This is a genomic window from Lactobacillus sp. ESL0233, assembly GCF_003692995.1.
GTDB lineage: Bacteria > Bacillota > Bacilli > Lactobacillales > Lactobacillaceae > Lactobacillus > Lactobacillus bombicola.
In genome coordinates this window covers 397,925-418,588 of record NZ_REHH01000007.1, presented here as the reverse complement: position 1 = coordinate 418,588, position 20,664 = coordinate 397,925, and the positions used below count along the sequence as shown (strand labels likewise).

Annotated in this window: 23 protein-coding genes, 1 tRNA gene, 1 pseudogene and 1 other annotated feature; of the genes and pseudogenes, 24 read left to right on the top strand and 1 reads right to left on the bottom strand. The window is 35.7% G+C overall.

All coding sequences use genetic code 11. From position 1 onward, the window contains the following. The first annotated feature begins 199 nt into the window (after window positions 1-199). The 17 genes from F5ESL0233_RS05075 to F5ESL0233_RS04995 all read left to right on the top strand — a co-directional run bounded on the left by F5ESL0233_RS05075 (window position 200) and on the right by F5ESL0233_RS04995 (window position 13,203). Window positions 200-3,388, top strand: coding sequence for a tape measure protein (locus tag F5ESL0233_RS05075; protein ID WP_122059060.1), 3,189 nt, complete (start codon window positions 200-202; stop codon window positions 3,386-3,388). Window positions 3,389-3,408: 20 nt separating this feature from the next. After that, a complete protein-coding gene (locus F5ESL0233_RS05070; protein ID WP_122059058.1) occupies window positions 3,409-4,098 on the top strand; it encodes a hypothetical protein in 690 nt (229 codons plus the stop codon). Next, on the top strand, window positions 4,095-5,150 hold the full coding sequence (locus F5ESL0233_RS05065) for a hypothetical protein (RefSeq protein ID WP_233554963.1): 1,056 nt from the start codon (window positions 4,095-4,097) through the stop codon (window positions 5,148-5,150). The genes F5ESL0233_RS05070 and F5ESL0233_RS05065 overlap by 4 nt, the downstream gene beginning before the upstream one ends. Then, window positions 5,132-5,509, top strand: coding sequence for a DUF2577 domain-containing protein (locus F5ESL0233_RS05060; protein WP_122059057.1), 378 nt, complete (start codon window positions 5,132-5,134; stop codon window positions 5,507-5,509). Before F5ESL0233_RS05065 ends, F5ESL0233_RS05060 begins: the two co-directional genes overlap by 19 nt. 2 nt (window positions 5,510-5,511) lie before the next feature. Then, complete coding sequence (locus F5ESL0233_RS05055) at window positions 5,512-5,976, top strand: DUF2634 domain-containing protein (protein ID WP_122059055.1); 465 nt, start codon at window positions 5,512-5,514, stop codon at window positions 5,974-5,976. Then, entirely contained in the window at window positions 5,966-7,114 is a 1,149-nt protein-coding gene (locus F5ESL0233_RS05050; RefSeq protein WP_122059054.1) for a baseplate J/gp47 family protein, read from the top strand. The genes F5ESL0233_RS05055 and F5ESL0233_RS05050 overlap by 11 nt, the downstream gene beginning before the upstream one ends. Beyond that, on the top strand, window positions 7,107-7,661 hold the full coding sequence (locus F5ESL0233_RS05045; RefSeq protein WP_122059052.1) for a putative phage tail protein: 555 nt from the start codon (window positions 7,107-7,109) through the stop codon (window positions 7,659-7,661). Before F5ESL0233_RS05050 ends, F5ESL0233_RS05045 begins: the two co-directional genes overlap by 8 nt. 14 nt (window positions 7,662-7,675) lie before the next feature. Further along, a complete protein-coding gene (locus F5ESL0233_RS05040; RefSeq protein ID WP_122059051.1) occupies window positions 7,676-8,893 on the top strand; it encodes a pyocin knob domain-containing protein in 1,218 nt (405 codons plus the stop codon). Between the two features lie 9 nt (window positions 8,894-8,902). Beyond that, window positions 8,903-9,961 (top strand): hypothetical protein, encoded by a 1,059-nt coding sequence (locus F5ESL0233_RS05035; RefSeq protein ID WP_122059049.1) that lies wholly within the window; start codon window positions 8,903-8,905, stop codon window positions 9,959-9,961. Window positions 9,962-9,984: 23 nt separating this feature from the next. After that, window positions 9,985-10,356 (top strand): hypothetical protein, encoded by a 372-nt coding sequence (locus F5ESL0233_RS05030; protein WP_122059048.1) that lies wholly within the window; start codon window positions 9,985-9,987, stop codon window positions 10,354-10,356. Beyond that, entirely contained in the window at window positions 10,349-10,501 is a 153-nt protein-coding gene (locus F5ESL0233_RS05025; RefSeq protein ID WP_199692576.1) for an XkdX family protein, read from the top strand. Before F5ESL0233_RS05030 ends, F5ESL0233_RS05025 begins: the two co-directional genes overlap by 8 nt. Further along, window positions 10,482-10,865, top strand: coding sequence for a hypothetical protein (locus F5ESL0233_RS05020; RefSeq protein ID WP_122059046.1), 384 nt, complete (start codon window positions 10,482-10,484; stop codon window positions 10,863-10,865). The genes F5ESL0233_RS05025 and F5ESL0233_RS05020 overlap by 20 nt, the downstream gene beginning before the upstream one ends. 11 nt (window positions 10,866-10,876) lie before the next feature. After that, window positions 10,877-11,128: a hypothetical protein gene (locus tag F5ESL0233_RS05015; protein WP_122023006.1), complete on the top strand. Its 252-nt coding sequence runs from the start codon at window positions 10,877-10,879 to the stop codon at window positions 11,126-11,128. 31 nt (window positions 11,129-11,159) lie between these two features. Continuing rightward, window positions 11,160-11,471 carry a phage holin, LLH family gene (locus F5ESL0233_RS05010; RefSeq protein WP_122059045.1) on the top strand — a complete coding sequence of 104 codons (312 nt, stop codon included), beginning with the start codon at window positions 11,160-11,162 and terminating at the stop codon, window positions 11,469-11,471. Beyond that, on the top strand, window positions 11,471-12,016 hold the full coding sequence (locus F5ESL0233_RS05005) for a peptidoglycan recognition family protein (RefSeq protein ID WP_122059043.1): 546 nt from the start codon (window positions 11,471-11,473) through the stop codon (window positions 12,014-12,016). Before F5ESL0233_RS05010 ends, F5ESL0233_RS05005 begins: the two co-directional genes overlap by 1 nt. A gap of 301 nt (window positions 12,017-12,317) precedes the next feature. Continuing rightward, window positions 12,318-12,461 carry a hypothetical protein gene (locus F5ESL0233_RS05000; protein ID WP_158593131.1) on the top strand — a complete coding sequence of 48 codons (144 nt, stop codon included), beginning with the start codon at window positions 12,318-12,320 and terminating at the stop codon, window positions 12,459-12,461. 241 nt (window positions 12,462-12,702) lie between these two features. Further along, a complete protein-coding gene (locus F5ESL0233_RS04995) occupies window positions 12,703-13,203 on the top strand; it encodes a hypothetical protein (RefSeq protein WP_122059040.1) in 501 nt (166 codons plus the stop codon). A 317-nt stretch (window positions 13,204-13,520) separates the two neighbouring features. Here F5ESL0233_RS04995 and F5ESL0233_RS04990 read toward each other — a convergent pair. Then, window positions 13,521-13,594 (bottom strand) — tRNA-Arg (locus F5ESL0233_RS04990). A 198-nt stretch (window positions 13,595-13,792) separates the two neighbouring features. Between F5ESL0233_RS04990 and F5ESL0233_RS08385 the strand changes: the two are divergent. The 7 genes and pseudogenes from F5ESL0233_RS08385 (at window position 13,793) to efp (ending at window position 20,657) form a co-directional block, all read left to right on the top strand. Beyond that, window positions 13,793-15,589 (top strand): annotated as a pseudogene (locus F5ESL0233_RS08385) (DUF2207 domain-containing protein). An 83-nt stretch (window positions 15,590-15,672) separates the two neighbouring features. Beyond that, entirely contained in the window at window positions 15,673-16,986 is a 1,314-nt protein-coding gene (locus tag F5ESL0233_RS04975; RefSeq protein WP_122059036.1) for a DUF2325 domain-containing protein, read from the top strand. 117 nt (window positions 16,987-17,103) lie between these two features. After that, window positions 17,104-17,943 (top strand): YitT family protein, encoded by an 840-nt coding sequence (locus tag F5ESL0233_RS04970; protein WP_090092780.1) that lies wholly within the window; start codon window positions 17,104-17,106, stop codon window positions 17,941-17,943. Window positions 17,944-18,032: 89 nt separating this feature from the next. Continuing rightward, window positions 18,033-18,112 (top strand) — a sequence feature (ribosomal protein L21 leader region). Window positions 18,113-18,124: 12 nt separating this feature from the next. Continuing rightward, window positions 18,125-18,439, top strand: a complete 315-nt coding sequence (gene rplU, locus F5ESL0233_RS04965; RefSeq protein ID WP_090092778.1) for a 50S ribosomal protein L21 — start codon at window positions 18,125-18,127, stop codon at window positions 18,437-18,439. 13 nt (window positions 18,440-18,452) lie between these two features. Further along, window positions 18,453-18,746, top strand: coding sequence for a 50S ribosomal protein L27 (rpmA, locus tag F5ESL0233_RS04960; protein ID WP_046307181.1), 294 nt, complete (start codon window positions 18,453-18,455; stop codon window positions 18,744-18,746). A 150-nt stretch (window positions 18,747-18,896) separates the two neighbouring features. After that, the gene (locus F5ESL0233_RS04955; protein WP_122059034.1) at window positions 18,897-20,006 is read left to right on the top strand and encodes an aminopeptidase P family protein; all 1,110 of its coding nucleotides are present in this window, start codon (window positions 18,897-18,899) and stop codon (window positions 20,004-20,006) included. Between the two features lie 81 nt (window positions 20,007-20,087). Continuing rightward, a complete protein-coding gene (gene efp, locus F5ESL0233_RS04950; RefSeq protein ID WP_090092775.1) occupies window positions 20,088-20,657 on the top strand; it encodes an elongation factor P in 570 nt (189 codons plus the stop codon). Window positions 20,658-20,664 lie beyond the last annotated feature (7 nt).

The following is a 20,664-nucleotide window of genomic DNA, read 5'->3' as shown; positions in this document are numbered from 1 at the left end:
TTGAGTCCAATCGGGACTTCAATTATTGCTATTACTGCATTAACGAATATCATTGGACACCTAGCCAATATGGCAATTTAACACTAAGAGAAAAAGCAATGGTACAGGCTACAATTGACTTACGTGTTGAAGCCGAAGAAAAGCAACAAAAAGAAGCAGAACGTGAGGCTAGAAGATATAAATAGAAAGGAGGTAAAAAATGGCTACAATTAGTGGGACTCTTAGGATTAATGATGCTTTTAGTAATGTACTAAATAGATTTAATTCGGGAATGCAGCGTAGTATGTCCGCTGCTAACAGGCTTAAAGCAGAAATGAACAAAGGCTCTACCGGTATTGAGAGAATGGGTCACAGTGCCAATACAGCCAATATAGGGCTTAAGCAATTAATTGCTGGTTCAGCAATCGGCAGTATGATTAGTTCGGCAATGGGTGCTGCTGAGAATGGTGTTCGTGCTTTTGTAGGTGAATTAAATGATTCAACAGTAGCTTGGTCAACATTTGAAGGCAACATGCGTCAGATTGGTAAGAGTCCGGCACAAATTTATGCCGCTAAAAATTCGTTGCAGAAGTTTGCCCAAGATACCATCTATTCCTCATCTGACATGGCACAGACGTATAGTCAGTTAGCAGCTGTTGGAACAAAAAACACCACGGCTTTAGTTAAAGGATTTGGCGGCTTAGCTGCAGCCGCTACTGATCCACAACAAGCTATGAAGACGTTGTCTGAACAGGCTACGCAAATGGCTGCTAAACCAACAGTGCAATGGCAAGACTTCAAGTTAATGCTAGAACAAACACCAGCAGGTATGGCAGCCGTTGCTAAAACAATGGGAATGTCTACCAAGGAATTAGTTAAAAATGTCCAGGCTAGTACCATTAAAACGGAAGACTTCTTAAATGCCGTAGCAAAAACAGGGACTAATGCCAACTTCTCCAAGATGGCAACACAATACAAGACCATTGGTCAAGCATTAGACGGATTAAAAGAGACGTTGGCAAACAAGGTTCAACCGCAATTTAAGAAACTGAGTGAGATTGGTATTAAGGCAATCAGTAGCATTACTGACAAGCTAGGGAAAGTTAACTTTACCAACTTTGCCGATAAGATAATTGATGGCATTAATCGTGTGAAAACGGCAGGCAGCGCTTTTATAAAAGGCTTTACTAGCCAATTTAGCAAAAACCAATTTGTCGACATAATCCGAGATATTGGAGATAGCATAAGGACGCTGTTTAGTAGCTTGTCTAATAATCAAGGTCTGAAAGGGCTGTTTAATAGTATTGGCCAAGGTGTTGGAAGGTTTGCATTAACCATGGCTTCTGGGATTGCCAACGTTGTGCAGGCGATATCAAAAATTAATCCTAGCGCACTAAAAATGTTAGCAACTGCGTTTGTAGCATTAAAACTTGGCGTTAATGGCCTTAAGCTTGCCGCAATAGCAGCAGGTTTGAAAATAATTGGCTCGTTAGATCCAGGTCAACTGCAGCACGTTGCAACTGCTGTCACTGCACTAGCAACCGCCTTTGTTGCAATGAAAGGTACCGGTGCTATAGCTAGCGTTTTCGAAAAATTGTCAAGTGGTCTAAGTAATTTTATTTCAACAATTTCAGCCATACTGACGTTGTCTCAGAAAATTGCTCAAATTGGTAGCATGATAGGGGGGGCCTTTTCTGCAATCACGGGGCCTGTTGCTCTTGTAATTGCAGGAGTGACTGCTCTAATTATTGGAGCTGTCTATGCTTGGCAGACCAATCTTTTTAATTTTAGAAACACAATGTCTAATTTGTTTAGCAATATCGGGACAATATTTGCACCACTAAGTAGTGCATTTAGTAATTTGGGTGAAGCACTTGCACCAGCGAGTGGAGTTTTATCAGTAATAGGTAAAGCATTAGGTACTATTAGTATTGGAGCTATTTACGGCATTGCTATTGGCGTTGGTGCGCTTGCAGATGCGCTGACAAGCATTATAAACATAGCTTCAGCATTTGTGTATTCATTAAGGGCAGCTGGAGATAGCGTTAAAGCATTTGGTTCTGCCATTAACGATATTAAAAACGGTGATTTTAGTTTCAGCGGGATGCGTAAGGCTTTTAGTGAAGCAGGCAATGATATCGGTCATATGTTCGATTCTTTAAATCGTGCGCACGAATTCAAAACAACGGGCGCTGTAATCAGTTCACTTAAGGGAATCGATGCTCAAGCTAAAACAACTAAATCTAGTTTAGACAGTATTAAGATGCCAAATATAGCTGCTCAAAATAGTAAGATAAACGGTTTAAATAATATAGATTTAAATAAACAATTAGCTAATAAAAAAATAAAAATTGGTTATCAATTTGACACTAATCCAAATGCAAAAATTGAAAAGCAGCTAGCATCTAAGCCACTAAAGGCAAAAATTTCTAGCACAACAGTAGGCGATCCCGTTAATAAACTTCAGCAAAGCATTAGTAAGAACCCGCTTAAAGCCAAGGTTAAAACCGATACTGGTTCAGCTGGAGTTGCCCAAAAGAAGATGCAGTCTCAAATAGGTTCTAAGCCAATTAAAGTTAAAGTTGCTAAGCCTAAGGTACCCACACCTAAGACGCCCAAGATTAAGACCATGCATGTAAAGGTAGCTAAGCCTAAAGTTCCCCAACCTACAATGCCTAAGCCTAAAACCTTGCATATTAGGGTTGCCAAACCTAAGGTGCCACAGCCAACTATGCCTAAAGTCAAAACAATCCATGTTAAAGTAGCACGACCAAAAGTGCCGACTCCAATAATGCCTACAGTTAGACCGATTCCGGGTCCTAGAATGGGCAGAGCAAAAACTGCTGAATTTTTAGCAAGCGTTCAATCCGCGATTAGTCGAGCGGCTGCAATAGCTCAAGCAGGAGCTGGTCCGATGTTTAGCGCAGGAGCAATGATTGGACAAGGATTAGCAGCTGGAATGCGGTCAGCAGTAGGCGAAGTTGCAGCCGCCGCTGATGCATTAGTTGCCCAGGCAGATCGTGCCGCACGGGCTAAAGCGAAAATCCACTCACCGTCAAGGCTTTTTGCTGAAATAGGTGGTTATCTCGGTAAGGGTATGGCTATTGGGATGAACAGTACACAAGGCTTAATTGCTAGTGCTAGTGATGCGATGATTGCTACTGCAACACCTGATACGGTTGGCACTAACTATGATGGCAGTGTTAATCAATCTGGCAGACCTAGTGGTCTTACCAATGCAAGATTTGGCGGAAACAGTACAAGCAATGACAACCGCTCATCGACAATCACAATCGAGAGTGGTGCCATTCAAATTAATAGTTCGGGTAGTGCCGAGTATGATGCTGATACGCTTTTAGCAGCGTTAGAAAATAAGATTATTGCTCAACAAGAGAAATCTTTGGGCTAAGAGATAGAGGGTGATAAATAATGGATGGGTTTGGCGTTTTTTTGACAAACTATAAAAATAACAAAACTATCCAATTGCCGGTTAATCCGGCTGAGTTAAAGCTCAAATATGAGGGAGATGACCAGAGTCAAACGGTCGTCAATCTTGGTGAGATTAATCGGCTGGGTAATCTAAAATTGGTAGATATAACAATCGAAAGTACGTTTCCACTAAATGAGACTACTTATATAGCTGTAGATGAGCTTCAAGAACCAGAGTACTATATTGATTTCATTAAAAAAATCCAAAAAGCTAAAGGACATATGCAGGTTGTTGTGGCTAATACCAAAATAAGTTTAGCGATGACTATTTCTAGTTTTGAATATGGCTTTGAAGATGGCTACGATGAAGAGTACAAGTATACACTGGAGTTGAAACAGTATCGTGAGTTTAAAGCAATTAAAGTTTCTACTTCTAAAAATAAAAAGAAGAAAAAATCCAAAAAAGGTAAAGAGCGGATTTCACCGCCAAAGAAATTTGGAGTTGGCTCAAGTGTTGTAGTTAGTGGCAAGTTGTATATGGACTCAAATGGCAATGGCCCTGGGGGTTACGAAAAAAATGCTAAGAGGACTGTGATTAACATTGCCACTGGTCATAAGTTCCCAATATGTGTTGGCATAAATGGTTCTGCACGTGGCTGGGTCAGAAAAAGTGATGTGAAAAAAGCATGACAGTCACAACTTTTAAACTTAAGCGCCGTAGTAATATGTATCGTAAATCTAAAAGTAATGGTAAAGGTACCACATATGATTTGAGGCAAGTAGTGACCAATATTAAATGGTCTACTGACTTGAATTTTAGTGCTGGCGAATTAACATTTGACTTGATTCAGAATGCTCATCAAATTATTCCTTATACGGGCGACATTATTACCTTCAGCTGGGACCACCACAAGATTTTTTATGGCTATGTTTTTAAATACGAAGTAAAAGAAGACAATACAGTGAGCGTAACGTGCTATGACAAATCAAGGTATCTCAAGAACCAAGACTCAATTGTTTGGCAATCTGGCACAATTGCAGACCGTTTCAACAATGTATGCAAACGTGCAGGTATCAGTCACAAGGTGGTTGATAAGCCTACCCATAAGGTTTCGGCTGAAGTTTGTGATGGCAAGACTTACTTTGATATGGTAAAGAGTGCTATAACTAAAACTAGGACAGCCACTAAGCATATGTACTACATATACTGCAATTACGACACAGTAGAGCTTAGGCGTTCTCCATATAAAAAGTTAAAAATAATAATTGGTAGTAAGTCGGCAATGACCGGCTTTTCTTATGCCGTTGATATTAACAACACAGCTAATGTGGTCAAAGTAATTCAGAAAGATACCAAGAAATCGCAGTCAAAATCAGCCACTGCCAAACAAGACAATCCTAAACGGACTAGCTTTAAATCGACCAGTGCTGCAGGTAAATCTACCGAACAGTGGAGTAAATTGCAAGAAACAGTTAATAAGAAAAATAAAGCTAATCATGCTCAGATGGTTAAACAAGCTAAAGATGAGCTACGCAAGAAAAATAGAGCTAACAAGGAGTTAACAATTGACTGTATCGGGCATATTGATTTAGTAGCCGGTAACGCAGTTACGATTAAAATTAATGACCTTGGGAAAACTCTGAAAAACTGTCCAATTCTAAAGGCAGAACATAATTTTGGTACTGATTATAATTGTCATTTAACAATGAAAGTAGGTGCAGAATGGCTGGGGAGCTCTTAATCAAGATGCTAAAGGAGCGTGGTGGTAAAGATAGCGAGTATTCTGATGTGATTTATGGGGTGGTTACTTCTGTAAAACCCTTAAAAGTACAATTAGCTAACAACATAGTAATTGATGATAACTTTATAGTTCTAGGCAAGCATATTGGCAAGTTTCAACTGCCAGGCAAAGCAAAAATTGAAGTTAAATCCCACAGTGATCAGATTGGGAATGTATCGGGAAATCGTCCAACAGTCAGTGAAGATATTACCTTTAAAGAAATGGAATTCGACAATAGCCTTAAAAAAGGTGACAAGGTCACGATGATACGCATGGACGGTGGTCAGCAGTTTTACTTGTTTGAGCGAGAGGAGGGCTAAACATGAATGAAGACGACATTATTGTTACAGAGGACGATGACAGTGAAAATAATGCTGAATTGGAAGATGATATCGACACTGATAGTGACGATGATGAGAGCTTGGATGATGAGCCAACCTTAACTTTTAAAGTTGAAAATGGTCGTATTCGGGGCAAAGTTGATGAACAAGAAGCTATGATTCAAGCAGTTGACAAGATACTGCAAACAGAGCGTCTAGTCTTTCCCATCTATTCAGACCAGTATGGTAACGATTTCAACGATTTAATTGGAAAGGATATGGGTTATGCTAAAGTTGAAGTTGAACGTATGCTGAAAGAGGCACTATTAGCGGACGATCGAGTTACTGATGTTCAAGTTGATGAAATAGAACAAATTAGTCGTGATACTTTGCAAGTCAAAGGAATATGCATAACAGCTTTTGGTGATATTAATATAGACAGTGAGGTGAGTCTTGATGAACCCTGATGAATTAGCGGCTAGTTATATGGCTGAAGATTTTGATTATTGGTTAAATCTAATGCTAGATAGTGTGCCAGATGACATTGACCAACGTGAAGGCTCGATTATATATGATGCACTAGCGCCAGCGGCAATGGTAATGGCACAACAGTCATTAGATAGGGCTAACATCATTAAGCAAACATATATTAAAACGGCACAAGGACAGTTCTTAGATTACAGAGCCGCTGAGCATGGTACAGCCAGATATGCAGCAACACAAACGGAAGTTAAAGCTAAATTTTTAGATTCTGACGGCAATCCTATTAATAACGTACAAATGGGCGATAAATTTGCCAGTATTGGTGAAACGCCTATTTTTTATACTATTCAAAAGGTCAACGATGATCTTACGGCTGAAATGACTGCAGATGAACCAGGAACAATTGCTAATTCTTACATAGGTCAAATTTTACCAGTTACGGCAAACGATTCATTAAACTGGGCAGAAATAACTGAAATAGTGGCACCGGCTAGGGATGAAGAAACAGATGACCACTTGCGTGATAGATTGTTACAATCTGATGACTGGATTGCTTATGGTGGCAACATTACCGATTATTTAGCAATGCTATCAAAGATTAAAGAAGTTGGAGCTGGACAAGTTTATCCCATCTGGAATGGTGCAGGAACAGTTAAGTTAGTTATTGTTGATAACACTCTAATGCCTGCTAGTGCTGACTTAATTAAAAAGGTTAAAAACATCATTGACCCTATTGATAGCGAGGGCAATGGCTATGGTCTAGCACCAATTGACCATCAAGTAACGGTTGTAGCACCAACTACTTTAACGGTTAATGTTTCAGCAACTATAAATATTGACGGCAATCATGGTGTAGATATTGTTAAAGCTAACATTAAGACGGCAATTGAAGCCTACTTTAAGTTACTAAGACAGGCTTGGAATAGGGCTGACCCCACAATAGGTCGTGGTTATGCGCAAACAATCTATCGCTCTAAGGTATTATCACAAATTATGATGACTGAAGGCGTGGTTAACGCGTCGGTGCCAAAATTAAACAATGCTGATAACGATATAGTTTTGACCTTTAATAACCAGACTTCACAATTACCAGTATTAGGAGAGGTGGTGCTAGATGGCTAACAATCTAATGGACTACTTACCAGATTACTATGATGGCGTCTATGAGATGGAAGCAATCATGCACGCTCAAGGCGGTGTGCTGGATAGAGCTGAAAGTGAGCAGTTAAGACTACTTTTAAACCAGTTTGTAACGCAAACAGACGCTAAAGGGATAGCCGTTTTTGAAGACCAAGTTGGTATTAAGCCAGCATCAGGTGATACTTTACAAATGCGGCAGAACAAGGTACTAATGCGCTTGTTACCGCCTAGACCAATCACAATTAGGTACATGCGAGAGCTGTTTGTAACATTGAAGATACCTGCCACTATAAGGGTTGACTATCCCAAAAGGGATGCAATTGTCGAAGCCAAAAATGCAGAAATTACTAGCAAGCAGATTGATAATGTCAAGTATCTACTCAATATTTATTTGCCAGCTAACATGGTCTATGAAATTAGAGTGGCTTTAAACGAAGTACAAATTACCAATAATATCAAAATTGGGGCTGGTATATGGTCCAGAGCAGATGTAACTGTACAGGCTAACCTGTCGCAAATTAAAAATTAAAGGAAGTGATATTTTTGTCAGAATACAATAAAACGATATTAACCAACCAAGGTCTGGATTTAATGGCCCGTGCGAATAAGGGGACAGCCAGGTTTGCAATTACTAGAGCGGCAACTTCGACTGAACAACTAGCTAATAAGAGTATGGCTGACTTACAGCAACTAACTGAGTTGCCTAGTTTAATGCAATATGGGGTCATAAATAATGTAGCTGATTCAACGCAAGATAAAAGTATTGTTATTGGTACTGAACTACTTTTTAATAATAAAGATTTAGGTAATGGCTATAACATTAATACGATTGGGCTTTTTGCCAAAGAAGATGGACAAGATAAAGAGATACTCTATGCTATTACAACAGCTATTGCGCCTGAGTTTATGCCGGATTATAAAAATAAAGTCCTATTTAAGTTTAGCTTGACAATGTTTGTCGCTGTTGGACGTACAGATAATGTATCGGTGATTGTCGACGACTCGAATTCAGCAACAAAAGCAGATTTGACTAAAGTCAAAAAAGAGTTAGACGGTAAAGTAAATGTTGGAGACGTTTATTCTAAAACTGAAGTTAACGAAAAATTAGACCAAGCTGGAAAGTTGAAAAAGATTAGCGTTAACGGTGGTGTACCTGTCGAACCTGATGCCGCAGGGGTGGCAAACATTGATATTAAAGAGCCAGACTTATCAAGGTTTGAGACAAAAGAAGATGCACAAAGACAGCTTGCTAAAAAAGTTGAAAGCGTTAATGGCAGGCAACCTGATAATTTGGGTGCAATCAGGTTGCCTAGCTTTAACAATGCAGATTTTGTGATATCTAAGTCAGACTTTGATTTAGATACAGCCACAAATCCTGGCTACTATCGTTTCGTTTCAGCGAATTTATCAACTGGGGTAAATAACACAAGTGGGTTGACTGATTTGCCAAATTTTACGAATGTTTCAGGCTATCTTATAGTCATTAACTACAGCGATTACTATGTCATTCAGCTATTAATGCTGTTAGATACAGCTGATGTCAAAGACATAACTTTTGCTTTCAGAACCATTGGCAAAAATAACTACAAGTATAGAGATAAGTTTAAAAGGTTAATTACTAATAATGAATTACGCGATTTGCAAAATCAATTAGAATCCAATTTAGAAGGTGTTCAAAAAATTTGGACGGGTACTTTGACACAGTACAATTCATTAACAGTCAAAGATCCAAAGACAACGTATTATGTGCTTGAAAGTTAAGGTGGTTTAATGAATTTATCAAAAATTTATGTCAGCAATAAGCAAGTACAGCAGCTTTTTGTTGGGAATAATCCTATAAGTCATGCTTTTTTAGGCGAAAAACTAGTCTATGTAAAAGAAAACAATTATAAAGAAGATTGGTCTAACCAAGTTGATACTAATAAAACTTGGGTCGTAGAAAAATCTATTGTTGATTCAGAGGGTAGTATATATGTTTTAACTACTACGGCATTAGCAGATTATATGCTTTACAAGTTAAGTTCTAACCATGGTCTTATAATTGATAGCTCTAAATATGAATCTGAGCCAGATATTTGCTTAGATAAAGATAATAACTTATATATTACATCCGTAAACTCATCTGGCTTAAAAATTCAAGCGTTTGATAAAAATAATAACATTGTTTTTTCTAAACTATATAGTATGTCAATAAGTATTGAAAAAAAATGGAGAATTAAAACTACTGTAGATACTAATAATTTATATGTTTGCTTATCTACATTTGAAAACAATACGCTGCTAATGGTTTTTAACAAAAATGGAGTTGAAATTAATGAAGTTAACCTAAAAATTAATTCTGGTGAGTATCTCAATAATATCGAAACAAATGATGGACTATATTTATATTATTCTACAAATGTTGAAATTCATAAAATTGAAAAAAGAAATTTGAATAATGATATTGTGCTTAAGACCGAAAAAGAAGTTATTGATTTCACGGTAGATAATATCGGTAATGCTTGGGTTATGACATCCGATGCAATTTATATTTTTTATCAAAACAAATTGCCTACAAAAATTATACATATTGGTGATATATCTAAAGATCTATTATGCTTTGTATATATAGTTGTAGATAAAACTAATGAGATTTTTGTAATTGCACGTACTGCTAATTCTTATATATATTTATTAAGATTTAGGTCAGGTGGAGATATAAGCCTTATGATACCAATAGATGAGTATAGTTATGGTCGTTGTGTTTTAAGCATTAATAGCAACAATGATATATATTTTTTATACCTGAATAATGACTTTTTAAATATTAAAAAAATGAAGGCTATTTAGAAAATAGCAAGAGGGAAATAAAAATGACAGAAGAGACATACAATACATACTATTACAGCGACCCGACTAGTTCGGACATTAATATGCATCACTTAGTAATACAATCAATTTTAAAATTGGATGACTTGCCATGGCGCTGGCATGCAGAAAAGCCTGATGAGTCAATGGTTGACCCAATATGGGACAACAAAACAAATGGTTGGGTTGAAAATGACTCGAGCAGCAAGACGCAAATAATCGCTAATTTGCAAACTAAAGTCGAAACTCAAGCAAAACAGTTAGAGCAAATGAACAAGAACCAAGAAACTAGCTTAACTTCAATCTCAAAAAATCAAGCCGAAATGCTAAAAATGATGGCACCACTACTGGCCAAAGGGGGCAAGACTAATGCTTGATTATTTTAAAGAAATGACCCAAGAGTTTTATAATGACGGTTTTTATACTACGGCAGATATCGCCTCCTTTGTAGGGTTAACACTACTTACAGGTAATGACTATAAAGAAATCACAGGTGACGACTATGTGGCACAGACTAACTAATAATATTAATAAAAATTTTAACCAAGTAGTAATAGGCCTATCAATTGTATTAATTGGTGGGTTTTTATTTGCAGATAAAAGCTACTTTACATGGCCACCACAATTGAGACCAATGATGAATAGTGAGTATTCTGACATCTTTTTTGTTGTTCTGGGATTAGTGTTGCTCTATTGTGCCGTTACTGGTAATAAAAATAAAGTAATACATGATATTACAATTACTGTTGCTGGTGGTGCGACATTTGTGCTGCTGACAGAGCAACTGTGGCATGTTTTATTTGCCCATAACATAGAGATGACAATGGCAGTAATCTTTGATGCTGTTTTATTTATTTTGATTATCAGGTGTGCATATACAAGCTAGGAGGCGATCACTTGCACGATTTACAAGTGTTTGCCAGCGCTGTTGGTGCATTAGTAACTGCTATTGCTGTAGCACATAAAACTAACAGAGCAGACTATGATGCAATTTTTAAGGAAAAGGACGCAATCATTAAGAGCAAAGACTCAATTAATAAAGAACTTCGCCTCGAACGAGATGAATTTAAAAAAGACTATTATGAAGAAAAAGCTTTACGAAAAAAGCTAGAAAAAGAATTAAAGGAATTGAAAAGCACTAGATCATAGTATCTAGTGCTTTTTTAGAAAGGATTTAAAAATGACTCAAATTATTAATATTCTAAATTCGGTACTGCCATACATTGTACTGCTTGCTGTAGGGGTTGTGGCTATCTATCCATATGCAAGACAGCATAATCCGGCAATTGCGGACAAAATGAAGTGGCTGTATGACGTTGCTCAGTATATTGTGGCACAGCAAGCCACGCGTGATACTAGCGGTGCTGACAAAAAAGAAACGGCAACTACTGCTTTATTAGAGCAAGCAAAGCTATCTAAAACCAAAATTACTCGTAATACTGCAGAAGGCTTGATTCAAAAAGCCTATAACGAAACAAAGGAGACTAAATAATGAAAAGAAATTTTAACTACGCTTTAAGTGATTCTGAAGGTAGCTCACAACTGGCTACACCAAGATTCATTATTGCTCACTCTACCGCTACACCTAATGGGGAAGCTTGGGCTATTGCTAGAAACATGAAAAATGGAATCAACACTAGCCAGACTTATGTGCATTTTGTCATTGACGACAAGAGCATATATCAGGTTGGCGAGTTGGGTTATGTGGCTTGGGGTGCAGGTAGTCCTGCTAATAGTTTGGCTCCTGTTCAGATTGAATTGTGCGAGTTCAGCAATCACAGACGGGCAATGAAAGCCTATAAGCATTATGTAAACTGGCTCAGATGGTCAGCTAAAAAGTATGGCATACCATTAGCTCTAGACACTAACTCATATCGTGGCATTAAGACACACTCATGGCTTGTGCAGCATGGCTACTCAAACACTGACCACACCGACCCTTGGGGATATTTGGCTCGCCTAGGTATCACTAAGGCAAAGTTTTCTAAGGATTTAACTAAAGGTTTTAGTGGCGCCAATATTGCACTCACTAAATAGAAATAAAAAAGCCACACAGATTAATTTCTGGGTGGCTTATTTTTATGCGTAAAATTACGTTTAATTTTAATTTGTTAAAAAGTCCTGTTTTTGTAAATTATGAAGTAAATTTACTAATGAAAACATCAAAAAAGCGCTTTTTTGTAAATTACATATGAGGAATATCAGGATAAATGCTCAAAACAGGGTTTTTAGCATTTTAAATAGGCTAACTCTGGACGTTAGTCTGGGGTGGCTTGTTTGGATGCTAGAGGTTACTGTTGATGGAACTTTCAAAGAATACAAAATGGAGAAAAAACTCATGACTAAGTATAATTATGATTTTGATACAATGGTTAAAAAAATGAGGGAAATTTGGACTCCAGAAGATTTCCTAAGAGCTACAGAAAAGTTAATGTATGCAGGTTACATTAACTATGAACAAACTTCCAATAAGAGCAGGTAAGTATAAAATGATTAGTGGCACAAAGTAAAAATAATTTTATGAAATTTACAAATAGTGTTACTTAGTAAAAATGTGTACATCAGTCAAGCAATGTGTATCTTTTTACCAAAACGATATATTTTGTCAAGTTTCAACAAATAAATAAGCTAAATAAGCCACTCTGGAGTTAATACTCTGGGGTGGCTTATTTATAAGTATAATAATATAATTATTTGGTACAGTTTTAGCAAGGAGGAAAGAAATGAAAATAAAGAAATATATAATTGCAATTGTGTTAATTGCGACTATGGGAGTAAGTACAGTCTGCACAATTAATAATGCCAAAATTGTTGATGCAAAGATTAATACTGCAGTTTTTCCGAAAAAAATACGGGGTACATGGTATAGTGGAAATGGTGATAAAACTGTTATTACTCCTAAGAAATATATATCTTATGATGGTGGTCACAAATATGTAAGTTATTTACATGTCAGACATAACAATTCTAAGATGTCTAATAAAACACAAAATTGGATTTATTTTTTTGATCGTGGACAAGTCAATGGTAGAAGATGGATTACTATAAAAGGTTGGAATGCAATGATGGGCTTTGGAACACATTACAATGTTTCGAAACTTAATGGTCATTATGTATTAACTACTGCAATAGGAGAACCAATTAGTAGTTCAAGCCATTCGTACAAATCATTAAAACTTGCAAGACAATTAAAGAATCAGCGTTATTCAGGTTTTAAATACTGATAATTCAAGCGCACAATAATAAAATTAAACGCCACTCAGATTAGATTCTGGGTGGCTTTTTTATGCAAAAAATAATTTATATTCGATAATATATCATAAAGCCTGATACATCAACGTTTCAAATAAAAATATTTATTTGATTTTATGCAAAAAAATTAAATGCAAGAAAAAACAAATAAAAAAGCCACTCTTTACAGAGTGGCTTTTATGTTAGCCAAAATGTTAGCCAACTTTAAAATTATTTAAAATCAACAAACATTAGAATGTTGATATAGCAAGATAGAATATTGATAAAAATCAATAAAAATCAATAAAAATGATCCGGGTGAGATTCGAACTCACGACCCACGGTTTAGAAGACCGTTGCTCTATCCAGCTGAGCTACCAGACCATTGCTCTCACAAGAACATTAACTATTATAGAGAAAAGTTTTGCTAATTGCAACCATAAAATTAACTTTTTAATTATGGGCCAAAAAATAATGAACAGCGAAGTGTAAAGTTATCATCTAACTGAGGTAGCAACAATCTTAAATTATGTATTATTTAATATTTTTTGGTTAAATTATATACCATTATTTTAATAAATTATGTATAATTTGAAAACAATTATTTTTGAGGATTATATTATGAAAATTAAGTTTATGAAAGTTATGCCATATCTAACCATTTTATTACTGTTATTTTTATACGTAAAAAATGTTAGTGCAGAAGTTGACTATCGAATTGAAAATAATGTCACGACAGCTTCCATTAAAAAAGATGGGTCGATTGCGATTAAAAAGCAAATTACTTACAAATTCAAAAGTCAAAGCAAAGGAGTTTTTTATCAGCAAAATCTTGCTCCTAGCCAAAATTTAGTTGATGCGAAAGTTAAAATTCAAAATGAAAATCAAACAGGACGCTATTCGCATGATTTTAGCTTGCAAAAAGTGAATTCAGGATACCACTTTGCAGTTTATAATCATGTTAAACCTAATTCTAGATACACTGTAACTTATTTTTATAAAATTACCCAAGCTATTACGAATTATCGTGATATAGCTGAATTGAATTTTATGATTATTGGTAATAATTGGGACAAAGATTTAGATCATGTAAAAGCAGTTGTGCTTTTCCCGGGTCCAGTGAAAAATATAAAAGCATGGGCTCATGGACCACTGAATGGTTATATTAAGGTTGATCCAAGCAAAGGGAGAATCACGCTGACTGCCAATAATCTTGATGGATATTCGGGAATTGAAGTTCATACAATATTTCCTTTAAGTGTAACACCTAGAAATAAAAATATTGTTAACCAAATCCATGGTCCATTTGTTTTAAATCAAGAAGCAAAACTGGCTCAGGAGGCTAATTGTAAAAGAAAGAAAATTTTTATTTTTGAAATTGGATTAGTACTTATAATTGTGTTAAGTGCCACTAGTGCAATTGTGCTAGGATTTACGGTGAAAAAACAAGGTGGGACAGTCCATGACACTAATTTTATTCCCCATAGTTATGAATGCCCCTCCGTTAACGCTGTAGTGGCTCAAATTATGGACAAAGTTGATGCGCCAAATATTAGAGCATTTATAGCGTACTTAATGGAACTAGCAGCAAAAAAGAAGATAACAATTGAGGATTATCAAAAAGATAAGACTACTTTTTATAGAATAACTTTAAAGGATATGCATTTAGTTAGTCGAAATCCACTTTTAGCAACTTTATTCAATGATGTCGGTAATGGTCAAACTGTAACGACTGAAGAAATTAAAAATTCTCGTGGAAAGAAAGTCAGCTAAAAAGTTAACCGTTGTTATATTGATTGGCGTAAAAATTCTTATAATGAAGTTGTAAATCAGGGCTTGTTAGTAGAGAAGTCGATTCATAAAAGAAATACTAATCAAACAATCATTTGTTCCCTATTATTTCTTAGTTTTGGAGGAGCAATAATATTTTTTTTAAAATTTTCTGAACTTAGAATTGTAATGTTAGTTGTGGAAACTATTTTATTGCTTTTTGGCATCACTGCTTTAGTTCATAGCAATAATATGATTAGTTTTTATTCTCAAAAAGGGGCTGAAATTACTAATCAAATTCGTGGGTTTAAACATATGTTAGAAGACATTGGTAACTTTGAAATGCGTGATGTTGGTGACTTAGTTCTTTGGAAAGATATTATGCCTTATGCAGTGACTTTTAATTTGGCTAAAGAAGTTTTAAAAAAATTAAAAATTGAATTTACTGCTGATGAATGGCAACAGAGTGACTTTTATATTCATGAACCAATTTATAATTTCAACAGCAAAGGATTTTATGAAAGTTTTAGTAGTAGTCTAGAATCATCTTGCTCAATTGGAGACGCATCAGGTGGATTTGGTGCTGGCTCTGGTGGAGGTGCATTTTAATAATTTATTTTTGAAAAAGCTCAGTTTTAAGTGGGCTTTTTTCTTGTTATACTTAATTTACTGAATTAGAAAAGTGGAAAATAATGTTTGATTATCGTAATAACTTAAAAAGAATTTTAAACCAAACAGCTGGCGATGAAAAAAGCCTAAGTAATGGACTAGCTGCAATCAAGTTAATCTTGGGTATGGCTGATGAGGCATTAGGTGAGCCAATAATTAGTACTCAAGTTGACTATAAACAAGTAGACCTCTTTTTGAGGGGGTTAATAGCTTTAATTAAAAATCCAGGTGATAATTACGCAAAAAATAATACTTTGAAGGCAATTCGGCAAATATTGTTAACGTCAAAGCTTGAAACTGGGTTGCGTCAAACTTTAATCGATCTAAGCCAGGCAGTTAAAGCTTCGCAAACAACCAAAGAAACTATCAACAAAAAGGTTTTTGAACAAGCACTACAAAAAAAGATAACGCCTAAAGTGGATTATCGTAAAGGTAAGCGTTATATAGTTGTTCGACTATTGTCAGGCTGTGACTTAGTTAATGACAGTAAGCGATGTGTTTTTACATTAAAAGAATCACAAATCCATTCTTTAAATTTGAAAAGTGGAGATATTGTTGAAGCATTACCAGTAGAAGATAATCGTAATTACGAAGCAGAAATATTAAGGGTGGTGGGCTTTCGCCAGCTTTCGCGAATGGAAGTTGATCAAATTTCTACATTTAAGTATGCGGTAGTACAAGGAAATTCCGGTCATTTAACTATCAGTCATAATATTAAAGGGCAAAAGTTGCGTATTCGTGGTAAATCTATCACTTTATCTGTTGATGAAAGCAAATTTGAAGAGAAAAATATCCCATTAACTGATGGTTCAATTGTTGATCTGGCTTGGTATGATGGCGATATCCGTTTAAAGAAAAATCCCACCGAAGCTATTGAAATTCGGTGGATTTATGAACTGGATCAGCCCGCCACCATGTCTAAATTAAAAAAGAAAAAAGTCAAACAAACAGATCAAGCTACGGAAATACCAAAATTGGCATTAAATTTACATTATCAGCGCGTTGGCATTGCAATTGGCAATAACCAAAATGAAGCACTGCTTGAAGGAATCGTCAAACGCTATAATGGAATTCCCATAGCAATTGATGCCTTTCAGGGAAAGAAAAAAATAATTGAACAGCAGATAAAAAATTTAGATATTGTTATTCTTGTTACCGCTTTTGCTGCTCATGATAGTACATGGAATATCAGCGAATTTACTAGCAAATATAATGTTAAATTTGCAGTTAGTTCTAGTAAAGGATATCAAGCTTTTGAACGTGCTCTCTACCGAGCAGAAATGGGCTTACCTGCTTATGAAGGCAATCAGACAATTGAATATAAAAAAGCAAATTAAGGCTTTTAATAAAAATACAAATAATTAAGAATTATTTGTATTTTTGCATATTTATTGAATAAACAGGTCATTCTTGAGTACAATATAGACCAAAGTTTTTTATGAAAGGAAGATGAGATGGGGAAAGAAAAACATGGACATACTTGGCAGTATTGGCTTTTCTTCTTGTCAGGATTAGAAATAATTACCGTTGCAATTAATTTGTTTTATGCGCCAATCAATGTTGCGGCAGGAGGATCAACTGGAATTGCAATCTTAGTTGATGCAGTTTGGGGAATCAATCGCTCACTGACAGTTTTCATTATTAATTCATTAATGTTGATTATGGCGGCAATTTTTTTAGGTCGACAAACATTAAAAAAAGTGGCAATTGGTAGTCTGCTTTTACCAATTTTAATGGAAATTACCCCAAGTTTAAAACTAACTTCCAATAATATGCTGGCAGTAATCTATGGTGGTGTGCTTATGGGAATTGGCGTCTCGATGCTCTATCGCATAAATGCTTCATCAGGTGGCACTACAATTCCGCCACTAATTATCAAAAAATATTTTTTTATCGATCCAGCTATATCCTTAATGATAATTGATATGTCAATTATTTTTTTGAATATTTTTGTTGATGGTACTGAGGCCTTTTTACTCGCTGCTTTTTCACAAATTATAACGACCTTAACTATGCACTATACTGAGACTGGGTTTGATAAGAAATTTCAAGTTCGCATTATGAGTAATCAACAATTGGAGCAAATCAAAAATATGTTACAACGCGATTATGACGGATTAACTGTCTATAATGTTATTGGTGGTTATAGTGATAAAGATAAGCAACAATTGGTAATTATCGTTGATACTAATGAATACGGTCAGTTAGTAGCAAAAGCACGTGAAATTGACCCAGAGGCTTTTATAGTGACAGAAAATATTGCTAAAGTTCATGGTGGAAAATGGCAAATGTAATTTTAATTAAACATGATTGCTAACTTGTTTTAATCTTGCTAATTCTTACCAATAGTAGTATCATACAGTAGTTGTATTTGTGGAGACCTTCACATCTGCAACCGCACAAATAGGGGTAAGAAGACTTTTATTTATAAAAGCACCCTTATTGGCGAGTCTAAGTATTTTTTGGAGGGCAGTAATGTACGCAATTATTAAGACTGGCGGTAAGCAATATAAAGTTGCTGAAGGCGACAGTATTTTCGTAGAAAAACTTGACATTGAAGAAGGTAAGGAAGTTACCTTTGATGAGGTAATTCTTGTTTCTGATGGTAAAGACGTTAAAGTTGGTACACCATTAGTTAAGGGTGCCAAAGTTGTTGCCAAAGTTGAAAAACATGGTAAAGAGAAGAAAGTTGTAACTTTCAAATACAAACCAAAGAAGCACTCACATTCAAAATATGGTCATCGTCAACCTTATACTAAGGTTGAAGTTGAAAAGATTGAATTAAGCTAGAGGTGAAGTGATTATGAATATTTTAAATCTTAAATTATTTGCCCACCACAAGGGTGGAGGTTCTACTGCCAATGGTCGTGATTCAGCTGGTCGCCGTTTAGGTGCCAAGGCTGCTGACGGTCAAACTATTCACGCAGGAACGATTATTTATCGTCAACGTGGTACTAAGATTCACCCAGGCAAGAATGTTGGTCAAGGTGGAGACGACACTTTATTTGCATTAGTAAATGGTGTAGTTAAATTTGAGCGTAAAGACAAGTACAGAAAACAAGTTTCTGTTATTCCTGTCGAAGAAGAAGCTAAGTAATTTAGTTCTTAATAAGAAGACGAAAAGCATGTGCTTCTCGTCTTTTTTATATTTATGACTTTACTATAGATAATATTTTTAGTTGGAACTGATTAATTAACGCTGGTGCTAATTAGTACTAATTTTATGGTCGAATTTGGAGATACTGAGATGAATGAAACAAATGACTTATTAACACTTCTAAATAAGCGGATTGCCCAAGTAGGTAAGTTGATTACAGATCAAGGTGCGGATGGCTTTTTGATTTTTAATCAAGCTAATTATCGTTATTTAACTAATTTTACTGGTGAAGAAGCGCAATTGATAGTAACTAATCGGGGTGATCGGATTTTATTGTCTGATTCCCGCTTTGATAACCAAATTAAAGCTGAGGCACCAGGTGAAATGTCAGTTGTCATGAAACGTGGTAATCAGGATGAAGAAATTAGTCGGCAGTTGCAACATGCCAATTTACATAAGGTCTTAGTGGAAGGTGAATTTGTTTCTGCAGTAGAATTTGCCAATTTGCAAAAGTTAAATCCACAAATTGAGTTTCAAATTGTAGAAGAATTAGTTGAGTGTGTGCGCAATGTTAAAGATGATTTAGAAATTGCCACTTTGCGTCAAGCAATTAATATCTCAATGAGTAGTTTTAATGAAATTTTACCGATGATTAAACCTGGTGAAATTGAACGTAATATTGGTGCTAAGCTTGACTATCTTTTTAAGTTAAATGGTGGCGATGGCCCCAGTTTTGCTACGATTATTGCATCGGGTGTTCGATCAGCCTGGGCTCATGGTGTAGCAAGTGATAAAGCAATTGAAGAAGGTGACTTGGTAGTAGTTGACTTTGGCGCTTTTTATCATGGTTATGCTGCTGATATTACACGCACTGTGGCTGTAGGGAAAGTTGATACTGAATTAAGTAAAATTTATAACATTGTTTATGAGGCACAACGTCGTGGTATTGCAGCAGCTATTGTCGGTAATCATGGAAATGATGTTGATCGAGCAGCGCGCGATTATATTAATGAACAAGGATATGGTCAATACTTTGGTCATGGTATTGGTCACGGCATAGGACTAGAAATTCATGAATTATGTCAGCCGGCCTTACCGTTTGGTAAGCAAGAACTGGTTAATAATATGGTTCATACGGTTGAACCAGGAATTTATTTACCTCAAAAAGGTGGCGTAAGGATTGAGGACGATATTTTAATTCATGGACAAAGTCCGGAAACACTATCAACCTTGCCTAAAGCTGAGTTAATTTCTTTATAAAAGATAATATTTTTAAATATTATTTATAGTAAAATCATGTCTGAATTGGTAAGATATTATTATGGAGATGAGGTAGTTAATATGACAATGATTTCAGTTAATGAGTTTAAAAATGGTTTAACCATTAAGTATAACAATGATTTATGGCGCATTGTTGAGTTTCAACATGTTAAGCCCGGTAAGGGTAGTGCATTTGTTAGATCAAAGTTAAAGAGTCTGAATACTGGTGCAGTACAAGAATATACATTTCGTTCTACTGCTAAGGTCGACACAGCAGAAATTCAAACGAAAGCAATGCAATATTTATACAATGATGGATCAAACTATGTTTTCATGGATACGACAACCTATGATCAATTAGCTATTCCTAATTCACAAGTTGAAGAAGAAGCTAAGTATCTGAAGGAAAATATGGATGTTAGCGTAATTATGCATGAAGGTAAAACTCTAGGAATCCAATTGCCAAACACAGTTGAATTGATAGTTGCTAAGACTGAGCCAAATATTAAAGGTGATACTTCCTCTGGTGGTGGTAAACCTGCAACTATGGAAACTGGGCTAGTAGTTAACGTACCTTTCTTTATTAATGAAGGCGATGCATTAATAATTAATACTGTAGATGGTACTTACGTATCTCGTGCAAATAAGTAGTTTTTTG

Excerpts from the sequence above, each read along its gene's own strand:
- rplU (WP_090092778.1), top strand. The coding sequence starts at position 18,125 with ATGTACGCAATTATTAAGACTGGCGGTAAGCAATATAAAGTTGCTGAA.
- F5ESL0233_RS05000 (WP_158593131.1), top strand. The coding sequence starts at position 12,318 with ATGACTAAGTATAATTATGATTTTGATACAATGGTTAAAAAAATGAGG.
- F5ESL0233_RS05035 (WP_122059049.1), top strand. The coding sequence starts at position 8,903 with ATGAATTTATCAAAAATTTATGTCAGCAATAAGCAAGTACAGCAGCTT.
- F5ESL0233_RS05030 (WP_122059048.1), top strand. The coding sequence starts at position 9,985 with ATGACAGAAGAGACATACAATACATACTATTACAGCGACCCGACTAGT.
- F5ESL0233_RS04970 (WP_090092780.1), top strand. The coding sequence starts at position 17,104 with ATGGGGAAAGAAAAACATGGACATACTTGGCAGTATTGGCTTTTCTTC.
- F5ESL0233_RS05055 (WP_122059055.1), top strand. The coding sequence starts at position 5,512 with ATGAATGAAGACGACATTATTGTTACAGAGGACGATGACAGTGAAAAT.
- F5ESL0233_RS04995 (WP_122059040.1), top strand. The coding sequence starts at position 12,703 with ATGAAAATAAAGAAATATATAATTGCAATTGTGTTAATTGCGACTATG.
- F5ESL0233_RS04955 (WP_122059034.1), top strand. The coding sequence starts at position 18,897 with ATGAATGAAACAAATGACTTATTAACACTTCTAAATAAGCGGATTGCC.
- F5ESL0233_RS05065 (WP_233554963.1), top strand. The coding sequence starts at position 4,095 with ATGACAGTCACAACTTTTAAACTTAAGCGCCGTAGTAATATGTATCGT.
- F5ESL0233_RS05075 (WP_122059060.1), top strand. The coding sequence starts at position 200 with ATGGCTACAATTAGTGGGACTCTTAGGATTAATGATGCTTTTAGTAAT.
- F5ESL0233_RS05010 (WP_122059045.1), top strand. The coding sequence starts at position 11,160 with ATGACTCAAATTATTAATATTCTAAATTCGGTACTGCCATACATTGTA.
- efp (WP_090092775.1), top strand. The coding sequence starts at position 20,088 with ATGACAATGATTTCAGTTAATGAGTTTAAAAATGGTTTAACCATTAAG.
- rpmA (WP_046307181.1), top strand. The coding sequence starts at position 18,453 with ATGAATATTTTAAATCTTAAATTATTTGCCCACCACAAGGGTGGAGGT.
- F5ESL0233_RS05005 (WP_122059043.1), top strand. The coding sequence starts at position 11,471 with ATGAAAAGAAATTTTAACTACGCTTTAAGTGATTCTGAAGGTAGCTCA.
- F5ESL0233_RS05020 (WP_122059046.1), top strand. The coding sequence starts at position 10,482 with ATGTGGCACAGACTAACTAATAATATTAATAAAAATTTTAACCAAGTA.
- F5ESL0233_RS05025 (WP_199692576.1), top strand. The coding sequence starts at position 10,349 with ATGCTTGATTATTTTAAAGAAATGACCCAAGAGTTTTATAATGACGGT.
- F5ESL0233_RS05070 (WP_122059058.1), top strand. The coding sequence starts at position 3,409 with ATGGATGGGTTTGGCGTTTTTTTGACAAACTATAAAAATAACAAAACT.
- F5ESL0233_RS05050 (WP_122059054.1), top strand. The coding sequence starts at position 5,966 with ATGAACCCTGATGAATTAGCGGCTAGTTATATGGCTGAAGATTTTGAT.
- F5ESL0233_RS05045 (WP_122059052.1), top strand. The coding sequence starts at position 7,107 with ATGGCTAACAATCTAATGGACTACTTACCAGATTACTATGATGGCGTC.
- F5ESL0233_RS05060 (WP_122059057.1), top strand. The coding sequence starts at position 5,132 with ATGGCTGGGGAGCTCTTAATCAAGATGCTAAAGGAGCGTGGTGGTAAA.
- F5ESL0233_RS04975 (WP_122059036.1), top strand. The coding sequence starts at position 15,673 with ATGTTTGATTATCGTAATAACTTAAAAAGAATTTTAAACCAAACAGCT.